This is a genomic window from Halorubrum ruber (genome assembly GCF_018228765.1).
GTDB lineage: Archaea > Halobacteriota > Halobacteria > Halobacteriales > Haloferacaceae > Halorubrum > Halorubrum ruber.
The window spans coordinates 719,064-735,601 of sequence record NZ_CP073695.1 but is presented as its reverse complement, the minus strand read 5'-3'; the positions used below and the strand labels follow the sequence as shown (position 1 = coordinate 735,601).

At 71.1% G+C, this 16,538-nt stretch carries 16 protein-coding genes and 1 pseudogene; 5 read left to right on the top strand and 12 right to left on the bottom strand.

The genetic code is table 11. The annotated features are described in order from the left end of the window. Positions 1-18: 18 nt before the first annotated feature. From J7656_RS03565 to J7656_RS03550, 4 genes are all read right to left on the bottom strand, one after another. A complete protein-coding gene (locus J7656_RS03565; RefSeq protein ID WP_211554124.1) occupies positions 19-612 on the bottom strand; it encodes a cysteine hydrolase family protein in 594 nt (197 codons plus the stop codon). Further along, complete coding sequence (locus J7656_RS03560; RefSeq protein WP_211554122.1) at positions 605-1,477, bottom strand: YqcI/YcgG family protein; 873 nt, start codon at positions 1,475-1,477, stop codon at positions 605-607. Before J7656_RS03560 ends, J7656_RS03565 begins: the two co-directional genes overlap by 8 nt. Before the next feature lie 465 nt (positions 1,478-1,942). After that, positions 1,943-3,427, bottom strand: a complete 1,485-nt coding sequence (locus J7656_RS03555; protein ID WP_211554120.1) for a sodium:solute symporter family protein — start codon at positions 3,425-3,427, stop codon at positions 1,943-1,945. Beyond that, positions 3,424-3,690 carry a DUF3311 domain-containing protein gene (locus tag J7656_RS03550; RefSeq protein ID WP_017343915.1) on the bottom strand — a complete coding sequence of 89 codons (267 nt, stop codon included), beginning with the start codon at positions 3,688-3,690 and terminating at the stop codon, positions 3,424-3,426. Before J7656_RS03550 ends, J7656_RS03555 begins: the two co-directional genes overlap by 4 nt. Positions 3,691-3,867: 177 nt before the next feature. Here J7656_RS03550 and dnaG point away from each other — a divergent pair, with 177 nt between their 5' ends. Then, the gene (dnaG, locus tag J7656_RS03545; RefSeq protein WP_211554118.1) at positions 3,868-5,466 is read left to right on the top strand and encodes a DNA primase DnaG; all 1,599 of its coding nucleotides are present in this window, start codon (positions 3,868-3,870) and stop codon (positions 5,464-5,466) included. Positions 5,467-5,874: 408 nt separating this feature from the next. Here the strand turns inward: dnaG and J7656_RS03540 are convergent, their stop codons facing one another. Then, positions 5,875-6,894: an A24 family peptidase gene (locus tag J7656_RS03540; protein WP_211554116.1), complete on the bottom strand. Its 1,020-nt coding sequence runs from the start codon at positions 6,892-6,894 to the stop codon at positions 5,875-5,877. Positions 6,895-7,045: 151 nt separating this feature from the next. Between J7656_RS03540 and J7656_RS03535 the strand changes: the two genes are divergently transcribed. Beyond that, entirely contained in the window at positions 7,046-7,582 is a 537-nt protein-coding gene (locus J7656_RS03535) for an HPP family protein (RefSeq protein WP_211554115.1), read from the top strand. A 4-nt stretch (positions 7,583-7,586) separates the two neighbouring features. On the opposite strand, the gene J7656_RS03530 is transcribed toward J7656_RS03535, so the two are convergent. The 7 genes from J7656_RS03530 to J7656_RS03500 all read right to left on the bottom strand — a co-directional run bounded on the left by J7656_RS03530 (position 7,587) and on the right by J7656_RS03500 (position 12,794). Beyond that, positions 7,587-8,879 (bottom strand): DUF6498-containing protein, encoded by a 1,293-nt coding sequence (locus J7656_RS03530; RefSeq protein WP_211554114.1) that lies wholly within the window; start codon positions 8,877-8,879, stop codon positions 7,587-7,589. An 82-nt stretch (positions 8,880-8,961) separates the two neighbouring features. Continuing rightward, positions 8,962-9,174 carry a hypothetical protein gene (locus tag J7656_RS03525; protein WP_017343910.1) on the bottom strand — a complete coding sequence of 71 codons (213 nt, stop codon included), beginning with the start codon at positions 9,172-9,174 and terminating at the stop codon, positions 8,962-8,964. Next, positions 9,171-10,226, bottom strand: a complete 1,056-nt coding sequence (locus J7656_RS03520) for a GNAT family N-acetyltransferase (RefSeq protein WP_211554113.1) — start codon at positions 10,224-10,226, stop codon at positions 9,171-9,173. Before J7656_RS03520 ends, J7656_RS03525 begins: the two co-directional genes overlap by 4 nt. After that, on the bottom strand, positions 10,223-11,518 hold the full coding sequence (gatD, locus tag J7656_RS03515) for a Glu-tRNA(Gln) amidotransferase subunit GatD (protein ID WP_211554112.1): 1,296 nt from the start codon (positions 11,516-11,518) through the stop codon (positions 10,223-10,225). Before gatD ends, J7656_RS03520 begins: the two co-directional genes overlap by 4 nt. Positions 11,519-11,658: 140 nt before the next feature. Further along, positions 11,659-11,934 (bottom strand): PadR family transcriptional regulator, encoded by a 276-nt coding sequence (locus J7656_RS03510; RefSeq protein ID WP_004597247.1) that lies wholly within the window; start codon positions 11,932-11,934, stop codon positions 11,659-11,661. A gap of 426 nt (positions 11,935-12,360) precedes the next feature. Then, the gene (locus J7656_RS03505; RefSeq protein WP_007345373.1) at positions 12,361-12,507 is read right to left on the bottom strand and encodes a hypothetical protein; all 147 of its coding nucleotides are present in this window, start codon (positions 12,505-12,507) and stop codon (positions 12,361-12,363) included. A 62-nt stretch (positions 12,508-12,569) separates the two neighbouring features. Next, on the bottom strand, positions 12,570-12,794 hold the full coding sequence (locus J7656_RS03500) for a hypothetical protein (RefSeq protein ID WP_017343907.1): 225 nt from the start codon (positions 12,792-12,794) through the stop codon (positions 12,570-12,572). 767 nt (positions 12,795-13,561) lie between these two features. Between J7656_RS03500 and priS the strand changes: the two are divergent. The 3 genes and pseudogenes from priS (at position 13,562) to J7656_RS03485 (ending at position 16,519) form a co-directional block, all read left to right on the top strand. Then, positions 13,562-14,724: pseudogene (priS, locus tag J7656_RS03495) on the top strand (DNA primase small subunit PriS). Positions 14,725-14,734: 10 nt separating this feature from the next. Next, positions 14,735-15,850, top strand: coding sequence for a DNA replication complex subunit Gins51 (locus J7656_RS03490; protein WP_211554111.1), 1,116 nt, complete (start codon positions 14,735-14,737; stop codon positions 15,848-15,850). Between the two features lie 9 nt (positions 15,851-15,859). Further along, positions 15,860-16,519, top strand: a complete 660-nt coding sequence (locus J7656_RS03485) for a DUF998 domain-containing protein (RefSeq protein WP_211554109.1) — start codon at positions 15,860-15,862, stop codon at positions 16,517-16,519. The last annotated feature ends 19 nt before the right edge of the window (positions 16,520-16,538 follow it).

Genomic DNA, 16,538 nt, shown 5'->3' with positions numbered 1-16,538 from the left:
CGGCGGCGGGGTCTCTCGTCACTCCGCGAGCAGGTCGCCGCTGTCGACGACGGTCGCGAACTCGCCGTTCAGGTGCGCGAGCGCGACGCGGTGGGAGGTCTCCGGATCGATCCGCTCGCCGTCCGGCGCCTCGCGAGCGTGGGTCGCGGTCGCGTCGGCGACGACGCGGACGTCGTAGCCGCGGTTCTCGGCCTCGCGCGCCGTCGTCGAGACGCAGTGGTCGGTGGTGAGCCCGCAGACGACGAGCGAGTCGTACCCTTCCTCGCGGAGCCACTCGTCGATCCCGGAGTCGAGGAACGCGCCGTTGACCGACTTCTCGAACGTCGGCTCCCCGGCGACGGGCGCCGTCTCCGGCTTCCACGCGAAGCCGGGGGCGTCCGGGCGCAGCGGCGAGTCGGGCTCCGTCGAGGCGTGGCGGACGTGCGCGACGGGGCGGCCCGTCTCGCGCCACCGGTCGAGCAGCGCGGCCGCGACCGCCTCGGCGTCGGGGTTGTTGCGCTCGCCCCAGCCCGGCTCGTCGAAGCCGGTCTGGAAGTCGACGAGGAGGAGGACGGCGTCGTCGGGGACGGTCGCGGCGCGCGCCGCGTCGTCGGCCGCCGGGCCGTCAGTCATCGCCGAGCCCCGCGATGACGGGAGCGTCGTGATCGCTCGCGTCGGCGTCGCCCGCGAACCGCCGCCACGCGCCGCGTTCGAGCAGGGATTCGGGCGCCTTCGGGTGCTCGCGCGTCGGAGACAGCGGACAGGCGTCCGGGCTCGCGTCGTCGTCCTCGCGGAAGAGGTACTGTCTCCACTCGCGGTCGCCCTCGGCGCCCCAGTCGCCGAGGTCGGCGTGGGGGCAGACTCCGTCGTAGTCGCCCATGCGGTCGCGGATCGCCTCGCGTGCGCGCTCGCCCGCCTCGGTGTCGGCCGTGATCCCTTCGAAGACGGCGCGGGGCTGGAAGGTGATCTCTAAGCCGACCGGCGAGTACCGGCTCTTCCGGTCGTCGTAGAAGGGGGCCCGCGACGTGGGGAACAGCGCCTCGCCCCCGAAGCAGAACTCCCAGCGCGGGGTGTCGGGGTCGGTCGGGATGTCGTCGGGCCACGGCTCGGGGTCGTGGACGTGGAGGAACTCCAGCACGTTCCAGAGCCGCTCGTGGTAGTGCGCCTCGCCGCGGTCGTCGTCGGGCGGCCTGAAGAACACCGCGAGGGGCGCGCGGTCGGCGTGGTCCGGGTACGCGTCGAGGTATTCGAGGAGGACGTCGCGCAGCCGCAACAGCGCGGCCGGGTCCGTGGTCGACTCGCAGGCCGCGTACAGGAGGTCGCCCTCGCGCTCGACCTCGATGCCGAAGTAGCAGGGGAACGGCGACCCGTCGCGCTCGCCGAGCATCGACTCGCGGAAGGTTCGGTAGTGTTCCCGGAGCCACGCCGGCGCGTCGTCGAGCCGACCGCGGAGCGTCTCCTGGTCCAGCAGCACGCCCTCGGTACCGGGCTCGTTCATACGCGTTGTCGGGGCGAAGCGGTCTTTTGGCTTTCGCCGGCTTCGGCGCGGCGGGAACGGTTCGGTGGCGCTATTTCAACCCGAAGGTCGCGGTGGCGCGTGCCTGCGAGTGGCCGCCGAAGGCGGCCGCGAGGAGCGCGCGCGAGGGAGTCGGCCGACCGGAGCGAAGCGGAGGGAGGCCGACGAGGCTGGGGAGGCGTGAGGTGCTGTGCGGTCGCGGTGGGGTGGGACTCAAAGGGGCAGTCGTGAGGGCGGCGCAGGCGACGTAAGCACCGCAGCGAGCAGCGCGAGCGAGGAGCACAGCGAGCGTGCGCCGCCCTCACGACTGGGGCTTTGGAGGCCTTCGTCGTCGATCCGTGATCAACTATTTATAAGCGAGCGACTGGGGCTTTGGCGGCGTTCATCCCTGACTCGGTGGCAGAGGAACACGAAACGCCGGCCCAGAACGAACCGTTTTACAAATTGTCAATCACTTACAACCGCGAACCGCGAGGCGTCGCTCTCCTCGGTCGGCGCGGTCACGAGCGACACGCCGACCGTGAGCGCGCCGGACAGGAGCATCAGCCCGAGCGCCACGTCCCAGCCGCCGGCGACGGTCCGGGGCAGCGTCGGGACGGCGCCGACGACCGCCGACAGCACCACCGCGAGGTAGATCGCCTGCGGGACCGCGACGCCTGCGATCATTCCCGTACGCGTCGTCCGCGGCCAGTAGAGCGCGCAGATCACGGGGAGCGCGAGCAGCGCGAACCCGGAGAAGGCCGTGTCGCCGACCTCGATCAGCGTCCCGGGGCGGAAGAGGCTCGCGACGAACGCTAGCGCCGCGAACGCCGCCACGCCGATCCGCGCGATCCACGCCTCGCGGCGCTCAGAGGCGTCCGCGTCGATCAGCGGGCGGTAGAGGTCCCGCGTGAAGTACGACGACCCCGACAGCAGCATCGAGTCCGACGAGGACATCATCGCGGCCATCGCGCCGGCGACGACGACCGCGGCGAGCCAAGCCGGCGCGTACTCGTTTAACACGACGGGGAGCACGTTCGCGTTCTCCGGGACGGTCACCGGGGTGCCCGCCGCCCACGCGCCGAGCATGAACGCGGGGACGAAGAGGAGCAGCACCAGCACGGGCCACAGCGCGAACGACCGCTTCAGCGTCGCGGCCGACTTCGCGACGAAGAACCGCTGGTTGATCTGCGGGAACATCGTCACCCCGAACGCGATGGTGATCGCGGTCGAGACGATGAACCCGACCGAGTACGTCCCGCCGCCGAAGGACCCGAACTCGGGCCGGGCTGCCAGCATCCCCTCGGTCGCGGCGCCGACGCCGCCGAGCGCCGAGACGACCCACGCCGCCGCGAGCCAGACGACGGAGAGCATGAACAGCCCCTGGAGCGTGTCGGTCCACGCCACGCCGCGGAGCCCCGCGACGGCGACGTAGAGGATCATGAACCCGGTGATGAGCGCCGCGCCGCCCCAGTAGGGGACCGCGCCGTTCGTGAGCCCGACGAGCGCCTCGCCGGCGCCCATCTGCTGGAGCATCACGTAGGGGAACAGCCACAGGAGGCTCACGCCCGCGACCAGCGCGCGCAGCCCGGTCGAGCCGAACCGGTCGCCGAGCATCTCGCCAAGCGTCACGTAGCCGTTGCGGGCGCCGATCAGCCACTGCTTGTAGCCGATGACGTACCACAGCACGGCAAAGAGGACGCCGTCGAGCGTCCCCATCACGATCAGCCACTCGGGGCCCGCCGCGTACGCGAGGTTCGGGCCGCCGAAGAAGGTGAACGCGGAGAGCAGGGTGGCGAACGTCGTGAAAAGCAGCACGAGCGTCCCGATCGACCGGCTCGCGAGGTAGTAGTCCTCGGCGGTCGTCTCCGAGACGCGGTACGCGACGAGGCCGAGCGCGAGCGCGACGACCAAGTAGCCGACGACGATCCCGAGCGAGAGGCCGAGCGTCACCGGCGGTCACCCCCCAGCGCGGGGCCTCCGGTGCGACCGTCGCTCGATTCCGGTCGCCGTCCCATCCCGCGCTCCCACGCGCCGCTCCGGACGAACAGCGCGAACAGGGCCGCGCACAGCCCGAGCCAGCCCACGTGCCACCAGATCCACACCGGGAGGCCCGCGACGACGCGGTCGACGCCCCACAGCGGCCACGGCACTGCGAACGCCACGAGTATCGCGAACGTCGGTATCCACACGAGATCGCTCCGTGAGCGCGTCATGTGGGATAACACTACATCTATAGACACTAAGAACTATTGAATCAGTTCGGATCTGCGTGTTGGAGAAAAATTCTCTTCAATAACCTCCGCCGGAGGAGCGTGGCGATAACTACTTTCCGCGAGGAACGCAACCATACACGGACGGGCGCTACCGCCCGCCATCACCATTCACCCATCATGAAAGACACAGAGAAATACCTGATTCACGCCACCATCGCGGCCGACGGCGTCGTCGAGCGGAGCGACGTCGTCGGCGCGGTGTTCGGCCAGACCGAAGGGCTTCTCGGCGACGAGTTAGACCTCCGGGACCTCCAAGAGTCCTCGCGCGTCGGTCGGATCGACGTCTCCGTCGAGTCCGAGAACGGCCAGTCGTTCGGCGAGGTCACCGTCGCGTCGAGCTTAGACAAGGTCGAGACCGCCATCTTAGCGGCCGCGCTGGAGACGATCGACCGCATCGGCCCCTGCCACGCCTCCGTGGAGGTGACGAGCATCGAGGACGTGCGGGCCGCCAAGCGCCGCGAGGTCGTCGAGCGCGCCAAGGAGCTGATCGCCGGCGGCTTCGAGGAGACGAGCCTCGCGAGCAGCGACGTGTTAGACGAGGTCCGCGACGCCGCGCGCGTCGAGGGCATCGTCGACTACGAGGGGCTGCCGGCCGGGCCGCGCGTCGGCGACTCCGACGCTGTCATCGTCGTCGAGGGGCGCGCGGACGTGCTCACGCTGCTCGACTGCGGGATCAAAAACGCCGTGGCGGTCGAGGGGACGAACGTCCCGGAGGCGGTCGCGGACCTGACCGCCGACCGGACGGTCACCGCGTTCCTCGACGGCGACCGCGGCGGCGAGCTCATCCTCCGCGAGCTCGCGCAGGTGGGCGAGGTCGACTACGTCGCGTTCGCGCCGCCCGGCGAGTCCGTCGAGGACCTCGACCGGGACGCCGTCTTCGAGGCGCTCCGCGGGAAGGTCCCGTACGCGAGCCTCGCGGACGCGGCCGACCTCCGAGCCGCCGCCAGCGACGAGGAGATCGCCGACGGCGATACAGCTGACGACGACCCGTCGGTCGCCCGCGTCGGCGACGGCGGTGCGGTCCCGAGCGACTCCTCGGGCGGCGATTCGGCCGGACCGTCGGCCCAAACGAACGCGTCGCCCGAGATCGAGTCAGAAGAAGAATCGTCGGAACCGGACGACAGCGACGCGGCGGCCGAGACCGGTGACCCGTCCTCGGCCGACGAAGCGAGCGAGTATCCCGAGCCCGAGTCGACGCCGACCGACAACGCCGATCCCGGCTCGACGCTCGACGCCGACGCGGCCTCTGCCGTTGAGCCCGACGCTGGGTCGTCCGAGGAACCGGATCCCGAGGCGGTCGAGGACCCGGACACCGAGCCGGCCGAGAAGCCAAACGCTGACTCGGCCGCGGAGACGGAGCCCGACGAGAGTGACGACGAACGACGCGACGCGACCGGTGACGAGCCCGACGAACCGCAGACGATGGCGGCGCACGTCGGCGAGGTCGTCGACGGGGAGACCGGCCGCGCGCGGCTCCTCGGCGACGAGTTCGAGGTCTTAAGCGAGGTCGACGCCGCGGAGGCGTTCGACGCGGTCGAGGGCGCAGAGCCCGCGCCGCACGCCGTCGTCGTCGACGGGACGGTCGACCAGCGGCTACTCGACGTGGCCGCCCAGCGCGGCGTCGGTGACCTCGTCGGCCGCGACCTCGGCGAGTTCGTGAAGCGCCCGGTCGGGACGCGCGTCCTCGCGGCCGACGACGTCTGGGCCGGGAACTGACGATACGGCGCGTTCGTCGCCTTCTATTTATAAATAGTTGCTTGCGGATCGGCGGCGAACACCGCCAAAGCTCCAGTCGTTTATTTATAAATAGCTGCTCGCGGATCGGCGGCGAACACCGCCAAAGCCCCAGCCGTGCGGTGGCCGCACGCTCGCTGTGCTCCTCGTCGCTCGTTTCACTCGCTCCTGCGGTGCTTGCGTCGCCTGCGGCCACCGCACGGCTGCCCCTTTGAGTCCCACCCCGCACCGCACAGCCCGGCACCTCACACCTCCCCAGCCTCGTCGGTCGCCGTCGCTTCGCTCGGCGACCGACTCCCTCGCGCGTGCTGCTCGCGGCCTGACGGCCGCTCGCAGGCACGCGCCACCGCACCGCATCGCTCATTTATAAATGGCGGCGTCGGTGCCGGCTCAGACCAAGCCGACCGCGCCGAGCACGGCGAACAGCGCGTCGCCGAATGTCAGTGAGACGAGGAGGCCGACCGCCATCGGGACGACGAACGGCATTCCGGGCGAGACCAGCACGCGGTCCTCGCGGGCGACGACGTCGAGGCCGTCGCGGAGTGTCGCCGCGTCGGTGCCGTAGGCGCCGTGGTCGATGTCGTCGAGGAAGCGCTCGGCCGCCCACGGGTCGTCGAAGTTGCGGTCGGTTTTAGCCTCGACATCGACCGCGCGCCCCCCGTCGGTGGGCACGTCGTCAACTGCGCGCCCCCCGTCGGTCCGCGGGCCGACGTGGGCCCCCCCGTCGGTCGGGTTGAACGTCTCGCCGACCGAGCCGGGGTCGCGGAGCCCCTCCGGGTCCGCCCGCAGGTCAGCGAGCGTGAGCCCCCGCCAGCGGAGGTACATCCGAAGCGCGTCCAGGTCGAGCCCGCCTCGGGTCGGCCCGTCCGGGTCCTCGAACAGCCGGCCGTGACGGTCGGGCAGCGAGTCGGTCGCGACCGGGCGCGCGAAGAACATGCTCGGCGAGGCCTCGCCGCGGACGAGGTTGAGCGCGGCGAGCCCGACCGGGTACGCGAGACCGAGCAGGACGGTGTTCGTGAGGATCGTCAGCGAGAACACGCCGAGCTGGGTGTCGACGAGCGGGACGGTGAGCCCGGCGAGCTCGTAGGCCGGGAACGTCGGGAATATCACCGCGAGCGCGATCATCGCCTTGGCGTCGGCGCCGCCGAACGCCCCGAGGTACCAGAAGGCGTAGCCGAGCGGCGCGACGAACAGCAGGCTGATCGCGGCCCGCACGAGGAAGATCCGCCCGTCGAACCCCGCGAACGGCCACAGCGAGACGGCCTCCCAGATCAACAGCAGCGCGCCGAACAGGTACAGCGGCGGCCACAGCCGGTTCGGGAGGCGCCGGGTCCGGACGTCCCGGATCGCCGCCCACCCGAAGACGGGGACGACGAGCAGTCGGAGGAGGTCCGGCAGCGTCGCGAACATGTCTCCACGGGCGCGGTCGGACCAATTAGGCGTTCGGGTTCGGCTATCGCGATCGATAGCGCCGCCCCGAATCCGCGTCGCCGAGGGGGCTCGGCGCCTCGGTGCCGGCGATCCGCCGGGCCTATGTGAGTCGCTCGCCGACCGGGTCGCAATGCGTCGCCGTCTGGGAACCAGTCTGTACGCCGGCCTGCTGTTCACGGTCCTCGGTACCGTCGCGTGGGCGACCGGCCAGCCGTTCGTCTTCCCGAGCCTCGGCCCGTCCGCGTTCGTCCTCGCGTTCGACCGGCGGAGCGAGCGCGAACGCGCCGTCCGCGTGGTCGCGAGTCACCTGATCGGCGGCGTCGCCGGGCTGGCGGCGTGGACAGTGATCGCCGACGGCGCCGCGCTCACGGCCACGCCGCCCGCCTTCTCGCCCGAGGGGTTCCGGCTGACCGCGAGCGCGGTCGCCTCGCTCGTGGCGACCAGCTGGGCGATGATCGCGACCGACTGGGTCCACCCGCCGGCGTGCGCGACGACGCTCATCGTCTCGCTCGGCCTCCTCTCGACCCCGGTGGAGGTGGCGATCATCGTCGCGAGCGTGACCGTCCTCGTCGCCTTCCACGCGGCCGTCATCCTGCTCTTCAAGCGCCTCGTCGGGGACGCGCACCCGCTGTACGGCCGGGACGGGGCGACCGATGCGGACGGCTGACGCGTCAGTCGGCCGATCGGTCCGGGCCGTCGGGACGGTCCGGCCGCCTATCGAACACGTCGAGGATCGGCTCGGGGTCGTCGAGCCCCGGGATCCGGTACTCGTCGTCGCGGAGTTCGATCGCGACGGTCTCGGTCCCGAGCCGGCGGTCGAGTCCGCTCCGCTCCACGCGCAGGTCGGTCTCGTCCCACGGCTCGACGCGCCACAGGGGAACGTCGAACAGCCGGTCGCGGGCGACGAGCGCGTCGTCGCCGGCGCGGTACTCGACGAGTCCGTACCGGAGTTCGTGGTCGAGCGCGGCGATCGCCAGCGGGACCGCCACGGCAAGCGCGCCGAGGGTTCCGGCGGTCAGCCAGTTCCCGCCGATCGCGAACAGCAGACCGACGAACCCGAAGGCCCCGGCGATGTACCACAGTCCCGGATGGCCGAGGGGAGTCGTCAGCGCGCCCGCGAGCCGCGACCGGAAGGGCTGGCGGACCGTCTCGACCGGTTCCGCGAGCGACCCGTCCGCCGGTTCCGGGTCGGGAGGGTCGTAGGAGAACCCCAGATCGAGCGACGACGACTCGTCGAACGCCGCCAGCCGGTCGCCGTACAACCCGCCGAGGTCGAACGCGGCCTTCACCGCCACGATCCCGAGCAGGAGCGGGAGTCCGACCGCGTCGGCGTCGAGCGCGGAGATCGGCGTGTCGTCCTCTAAGGTCCCCGCGGCGACGACCGTGACGGTGAACAGCGCACCGAGGAAGATGGCCGCGCCGCGGGCGAACACGCCCGTGAACGCCGTCTGGGCGCTGTGGTCGCGGTACTCGCCGCGGCCGAAGTACTCGACGAGCGTCGTCGCGCCCTCGCCGACGAAGACGGCGAGGACCGCGAGCGTCACGGTGTCGAGCGCCTCCGCGCCCAGCCCGCCGCCGACGACGCCGACCGTGAGCGTGCCGACGACTCCCCAGACGACCGCGAGGATCGGTGCGGCGATCGGGAGCACGAGAAGCGACGAGAACCGGACCTGGACGTCGGTCAGCGGGAGCGACAGTCCGACCCGGCGCTGCGCGAGCGGCCCGGAGATCAGCACCTCGCGTTCGACCTCCGACGGCCGCCCGGCGAACAGCCCGCGGACGAGCGCCCAGCCGGAGGCGATCCCGAGTTCGAACCAGTACAGCGTCATCAGCGCGGCCGCGTTCCAGCCGAGCGCGACGACGCCGACGAGCGGGAGCAGGTTAGCGACGGCGACCGAGAGCGCGCGCGGCCGGCGGCCGCGACCGAGCGCGCGTACCCGGTCGGTCAGGGGGAGGGCGGGCATCCGTCGGTCGTTCCGCGTCGTCGCACATAAGCGGCCGGGAGCGGTCGACCGCGAGGCCGACCGGCGGAGCGCGGCGGGTCGCCTACCGCGCCGGACCGGCCTCCCGGTGGAGATACAGGTACGCCAACACCGGAACGATCGTGAACACGAGCGTCGAAAGCGCCCAGAGGACCGCGTAGCGGCTCCCGCGGGCTCTCGCATCGCGGTAGATCCAGACCGCGGCGGCGACGACCACCCCGTAGATGACGAGCGTGAGCGGGAGCGACCACGGGAGATCGACGCCGAAGAGGGTCATTTCCCACCGGTGAGGTCCGCGCACATCACGAAGTCGGGCTCGGCCGCGACCGACACGCGGTTCGCGGCGGCGTCGCTCACGTGCTCAACCGTCTCCGGGATCAGGGCGCGGGCGCCGTCCGCGTCGGCCGCGGCGGCGTCGGCGGCGATCGCGTCGAACAGCGCGCCGGCCGCGTCGACGTCGCGCCACGCAGCGACGCCGTACGTCGCGGTTCTGGTGGTCTCGCCGTCGACCTCGCGCTCCGTCACGCGGGTTCGGACCGCAAAGCCGGCGAAGGTGTCGGTGTCGGCGTCGGCGACCGCGATCAGCCGGTCCTCGGCCGCGGCGGCCGCGAGCCGCTCCCGGGTGAGCTGCGAGCAGGCCCACGACTCGTCGGGGTCGAGCGCGAGGCCGCGCAGGCGGTCGCGGGCGTCGCTGTCGCTCCAGAACGCCCACGCCGCGTCCGGGTCGGGGTCGTCGAGGGCGCCGTAATCGGTCGGCGCGCCCCCGTCGCCGTCGAGCGCGTCCGGGTCGGGCTCCGGCTCCGCGAACCGGAACTCCGTCTCGGGCTCGAAGCCGACCGCGCGCGACTGGCCGAGCCCCATGACGTTCCACGAGAACACCATGTTCCGGCAGACGGTCGCGCCGCGCTCGCGTGCCCAGTCGAGCGCGGCCTCCGAGAGCGCGGTGCCGACGCCGTGGCCGCGGGCGGCGGGGTCGACGCGGATCCCCTGCCCCCACGCCTCCCACTCGGAGAGCAGGACACCTTGGATACAGCCGACGACCGCCTCAGGGTCGCCCGCGTCGGCGACGCCGTCGCCGTCGCCCGCGACGTGCGTGTCGCCCGCCTCCCGGCCGTCGAGGTTGCCGGCCTCGGCCGCTTCCGGAGGGAGCGTCGCGACGAACGTGCCGCGGTCGGAGTCGTCGGAGGCGGCCCAGTCGGGGAACACCCGCGGGATGTAGTCCTCGTGGCGCTCGCCCCAGGTGTCCCGCGTGAACGCCGCGACCGCGTCGGCGTCGGCGGGGCGCGCCTCGCGGACGACGACGTCGAAGCCCTCTCCCGATCCCGTCATCGCCAGGGCCGCGACTCCTCGGTCAGTTCGCCGGCGAGGTCGCGGCCCATCGCCTCGGCGGGGTCGGAGGTGTTCGCGAGCGCCCACATCAGCTTCACCTTCGCGGTGCCGGGGAGGGTGTCGCCGGCCTCGACGACGCCCGCGTCGAGCAGGTCGCGGCCGGTGTCGTACACGCGGTCGCAGACCCGGCCGGCGAGACACTGGCTCGTCATCGCGACGACGGTTCCGCCCTCGACGAGCGCCTCGATCCGGGGGATGAGGTCTGTGTGGACGTGGCCGAGCCCGGTGCCCTCGATCACGACGCCGTCCTTCTCGTCGAGGTAGTCCCACGCCGCCGGGTCCATCCCGGGCGTGAACTTGACGAGCTCGACGTCGGGAGCGAGATCGGGCGCGAGGTCGACCGATTGCTCCGCGCTCCCGCGTGCGGTGGGCTCGCGGTGCCACTCGATCGCGGCGTCGGCCGCGTCGCCCTCTGCGCCCGCCTCGGCGGCGGCCTCGTAGTCGATCAGCCCGAGCGGCGCGGCCCCGACGGTCTCGAACGCGTCCCGGCGGGAGGTGTGGTTCTTGCGGACGCGCGTGCCGCGGTGGAGCGCGCAGGCGTCGTCGGAGGGGCTCGCGTGCATACAGACGAGCGTCTCGGCGTGGTCGGCCTTCGCGGCCTCGACGGCGCAGACCGCGTTCATCACGTTGTCGGAAGAGGGGCGGTCCGCGGAGCGCTGGCTCCCCGTGAACACGACCGGCACCGGCGAGTCGAGCATGAAGGAGAGCGCGGACGCGGAGTACTGCATCGTGTCGGTGCCGTGCATCACGACGACGCCGTCGGCGCCCGCCTCGATCTCCTCGGCGACCGCGTCGGCGAGGTCGCGCCAGATGGACGGCTCCATGTTCTCCGAGAGGATGTTCGCGACGACCCGCCCACGGTAGTTCGCGCGCCCGGCGAGCTCGGGGACGGCGCGGAGGACGTCCTCGGCGTCGAACTGGGCCGTGACGGCGCCGGTTCGGTAGTCGACGGTGGAGGCGATGGTCCCGCCGGTGGAGATGAGCGAGACGGTGGGCAGGTCCTCGTCGAAGGTGATCTCCGAGGCGGCGTCGCCGCCGCCGTCGTCGGCCGCGGGGTCGACCTCGCGGACGCCGGACTCAAGCACCTCGACGTCGGCCTCCTCGCGGTCGATACCGACGTTGTAGCCGCCGTCGAGCTTGACGACGAGGTGGTCGCGCGTCGTGGAGGGGAGCAGTACGCCCTCGTTGGTGACGCCCCCGCGCTCGACGCGGACGCGATCTCCCGGGTTCATAGGACCGAATTCCCCCGGGGCGGACTTGAATCCAACCGTTCGCGGCGGCGCGGCGACGGCCGGAAAACGAGCAGAACGGAGCGAGAAAGAACGGAACGGGCAGAGCTATCGACCGGGTGCGGGAGCGGCGGGCGGCCGGGTCAGTGTTCGATGTACTCGGCTTCCCAGTCGGTCCGGGCCTCGATCTCGCGGCGGCCGCGGCGGGTCAGCGTGTAGTAGTTGGTGCGGCGGTCGCGCTGGCCCTTCTCGACGAGCCCCTTCTCGACGAGCGTGTCGAGGTTCGGGTAGAGCCGGCCGTGGTGGATCTCCTTCTCGTAGTACTCTTCGAGCTCCTCTTTGATGGCCAGCCCGTGCGGCTCGTCGAGGCCCGCGATCACGTAGAGCAGGTCTCGCTGAAAACCTGTGAGGTCGTACATACAACTGTCTGTACATACCTGTCGAGAATAAATAAATATACCGTTATATTAGTCCTCGTACGACCACGAATCGTCTCCTACGTCCCCGTAACAGACGCCTCCGTTCTGTCAGTTCCGTAACTCGCACGCGAAGCGGATTCGGGTCTCCGCGGCTGGACGTCGTTTTCGGCGTCTGATACGTATGCGGACGCGAGGACAGCGGCTCGTCGGTCGGGATTGCGGGAATCGAGATCGCGGGAAGCGCGTTCGCTCGGGCGCGAAACGATGAGCGGAGCGCTACGCGGTCGAGTGTCGGAAGAAGGCACGCCCGACGCGGAAAAAAGCCGCGTCGGGCCTGCCGATTGGTCCCCGCTGACGCTTCGGCCCTCCAGACGAAGCGTCACTTCATCGTACACCGTAGAGAGTGATAAACGTGTCGTACGTCGCTCACATATGTTCTTCTTCTAACACCCACCCGAGCGCGCGCTTGTAGTGAGTGAACAGCTCCTCGACGCCGCGGTGGTTCATCTCCTCGTCGTCTAACTGTTCGCGGAGGAACTCGTACTGCTCTCTGACCTCCTCTTCGGAGCGCATGCGAAGGGGTACGGAGCCGTCTCGGATAGTGTTGTGGCCGAGGGGATCCGGGCAGTCGAGGGTTACCGGTACCACGCGACGAACGGGCCGGCGATTAACAGCACGCCGACGGCGGTCAGTACGCCGCCGAGACGCATCGATCCGTTGAGCGTCGTCATGTCGAGTATCATCGTCACGCCGAGCATCGTCGTCAGGGCGCCGGTCACCAGGAATACGGCGCCCCACACGACGTCGGGGACCAGTTTGGCGACCTCATCGATGAGCACGTCGAGTATCTCGTCGAGCATGGGGACCAGCCGTGTGCGGTCGACGAATCTGCCCATCAAAATACTGTCGACGATCGGCGTCGATACGTGACCCTGGTAACGAGTCGCGTCGAAATCTCAGTCCGTTATTTATAAATAGATGTTGGCTGATCGACGGCGAACACCGCCAAATCTCCCAGCCGCCCAGTTATAAATAGTTGATCGCGGATCGGCGGCGAACACCGCCAAAGCCCCAGCCGCTCGGCGATACGCTGCTCCCTGAAAACCAGCGGTGAACACCGCCAAAGCCCCAGCCGCTCGGCGATACGCTGCTCCCTGAAAACCAGCGGTGAACACCGCCAAAGCCCCAGCCGCTCGGCGATACGCTGCTCCCTGAAAACCAGCGGTGAACACCGCCAAAGCCCCAGCCGGGAGGCCGCAGTACGCTCGTTGCGCTCCTCGGTCGCTCGTTACACTCGCTCCCTGCGGTGCTTACGTCGTCATCAGAACGCGGAGCGTTCTGATTGGCTCACGAGAGCTCCGCTCTCGTGAACGCCTACTGCGGCCTCCCGGCTGCCCCTTTGAGTCCCGCCCCGCACGGCACCGCAGCCTCATGCCTCCCCAGCCTCGTCGGTGGTCCTCCGCTTCGCTCCGGACCACCGACTCCCTCGCGCGTGCTGCCTCGCGGCCGCCGAGGGCGGCCGCTCGCAGGCACGCGCCGACTGCTTGATTTATTTATAAACGGTTGCTGTCGCGGTCGCCCGCAAACGGTAACGTTGATACGTCGACCGCGGGTACGAGAGGAGACGATGGACGACCGGACCCGCGAGTACCTCCGGGGGCGGTTCGGCGACTACTACCGGTCGGTCTCGCTGTCGCTCCCGCCCGACGCGAACCTCCGCGAGTGGGGCCACATCCCGTGGACCCCGGGTCGGGGACGACGATGGTCCGCCACCAAGCGCTGACCGAACTCGGCCATGTCGATACGTTCTTCGCGGACAACGCCCCCCGACACGCCTACTTCTCGGCCGCGCGCTACGACAACCCGGGCGCGGCGACGATGGGACAGAAGGGGTGGCGCAACGCCGACCTCGTCTTCGATCTCGACGCCGACCACCTCCCCGGCGTCGACCCGGAGACCACCTCGTACCCGGAGATGCTGGCGGCGTGTAAGGACGCCCTCCTGCGGCTTTTGGACTTCCTCGACGACGACTTCGCGTTCGAGGACGTGACCGTCGTCTTCTCGGGCGGCCGCGGCTACCACGTCCACGTCCGCGACGAGGACGTCCGGGAGTTAGACAGCGAGGCGCGCCGCGAGATCGTCGACTACGTGCGCGCCATCGACCTCGACACCGACGGCCTGATCCGCACCGTCTCCGACCGCGGCACGACGAAGCGCGTCCTCCGGACCGAGGGCGGGTGGGGCGCGCGCGTCCACGAGGCCCTGATCGAGTACGCCGACGACCTCCGCGAGATGGACGACGAGGCCGCCCGCGAGCGCCTGATGGAGCTCGACGGGATCGGCGAGGGGCGCGCGAAGACGATTCTCGGCGCGTTCGACCGGAACCCGACCGCGGTCCGCGAGGGCAACGTGGAGGCCGGCGGGCCGGGCGTGCGTCGGCTCGTCTCCGCGCTGGCGTCGCGCGTCGCCGCGGAGGACGCCGCGCCGATCGACGAGCCGGTGACCACCGACACGCGGCGGCTCATCCGGCTCCCGGGGACGCTCCACGGCGGCTCCGCGCTGGTCGTCACGCCGCTCGACCGCGACGAGCTCGCCGACTTCGACCCGCTCCGGGACGCGGTCCCCGACCGGTTCGTCGGCCGCGAGATCCGGATCGAGACGGACGCGGATCGGACGGTAGAATTAAACGGCGAGCGCGTCAGAGTTGAATCCGGTACGAACACCGTGCCCGAGTTCGCGGGAGCCTTCCTAATGGCCCGCGGCGAGGCGCGGAAAGCCCCCGAACGATGACCGAATATAAATGAACCTCGACGAACTCCGGTCCGCGCAGGCGAAGGAGCGCCGGAAGGACAGCCTCCAGCACCTGCGGGACTCGTTTTACGACGACGTGGGCGCGTACGTCGCGGACCTCCGGGCCGCGCGCGACCGTCGCGCCGAGCAGGTCGAGAACCCGTTCGAGGACGACGACGTCCGCCGGCTCTCCGACGAGGTGGAGACCGCCGAGGAGGTCGCCGAGGCGCTGTACGAGCGCCGCGTCGGCAAGGTCGTCAAGCTCGCCTCCTTCGCGGCGGCCGACATGTCGGTCGACGAGGAGGGGATGACGACCGAGGAACGCCGGCTGTTCGACGACCTCGTCGAGCGTATCACCGCGAACAAGTCCGAGGTCCTCGACGTGCTCGCCGGCGAGTCGCCGGTGCCGGACGAGGCCCAGACCGCCGACGAGACCCCGGTCTCCACCGACGCCGCGGAGTCGCGCAATCCGGTACCGAGCGATTCGACCCCCGAAACCGGCGCGTCCCAGACGGACGCTGAGCCGGCGGAAACGGATCCGACGGGCGTGGATCCGACGGGTCCGAGTTCCGAGGAGGCGGACGCCGGCGACGGCCCCGCCGCCTCGGACGCGCTCGCCGGAGCGATGGGCGGCGGCGAGGCGGAATCGCCGCCGAACGCACCACCCGAACCGACCGAGGGCGCCGCGGCCGACGGCGAGGTCGCTTCTCCCGATACGGAGCCGACCGACGGCGCCGCGACCGACGGCGACGACGAGCCGACGCCGGTGCCGCCCGAGCCGGCGCCGCCGGGAGCGGTCGGCGTCGACGCGGGGGACGGCGCGAGCGACGAGCCCGACGGCGTTGCCACCGACCCCTCCGCGGGCGAATCGGACGACGCGGCCGACCCCGGAGCGACGACTGACGGCGGACCGGTCCCCGAAGCGACGGCGGGCGGCGAGCCGGGCGCCGATCCGGAACCCGACGAGGGCACCGAGCGGGCCACGGTGCGGATCACCCGCGACGTCGGGGCCATCTTCGGCGTCGACGAGCGGGAGTACGAGCTCGCGAGCGAGGACGTCGTCTCTCTCCCGGTCGAGAACGCCGACCCGCTGGTCCAGCGCGACGCGGCCGAGCGGATCGACTAACGGGCGTCGATGGCGCCCTCCGCCCCCTCTGCGCCCTCCTCGGCCGGCAATCAGGGCGGCACCGACGCGGAATCCCGTTCTCCCGAAGTCGGGCGTGTCGCGGCCGCGTGCGGCGCCGTCGCGACGCTCTCGGCGCTCGGCGGAATCGCGCTCGCGGTACTCCTCGATCCGACCTTCTCGTGGACGGCCGACGCGCTCTCCGACTTAGGCGTCCGCGACGAGAGCGCCGTCGCGTTCAACTGGGGGCTGATCGCCGGCGGGGCGGCGGGCGTCTGCTACGCCGTCCGCCTCGGACGAACCGGTCGCCCGTTCCGGGCGCTCCTCCTCGCGCTGGCGCTGGTCTCGATGGCCGGCGTCGGCGTCTTCGACCTCACCGAGCCGCTCCACGGGCCGGCCGCGATCGGGTTCTACGGTCTGGTCACGCTGGTGTTCGCGGTCGACGGCTGGGTCAGACGGGGGGAGGCGACCGGGCGCGTCGCGCTCGCGTTCGCCCCGGTCCACGTCGCCGTCTGGGCGACGTTCGTCGCCGGGTGGTGGCCCGTGACCGGGCTCGCGCTGCCCGAACTCCCGGGGGCGCTCATGCTCGCCGCGTGGGTCTGGGTCGTCGGGCCGGCGCCCGTGGTCGAGGCGATCCGGGCTGCTGCCGGCGACACGACCGACGGACACTAACGCCGCGGGCGGCTACGGT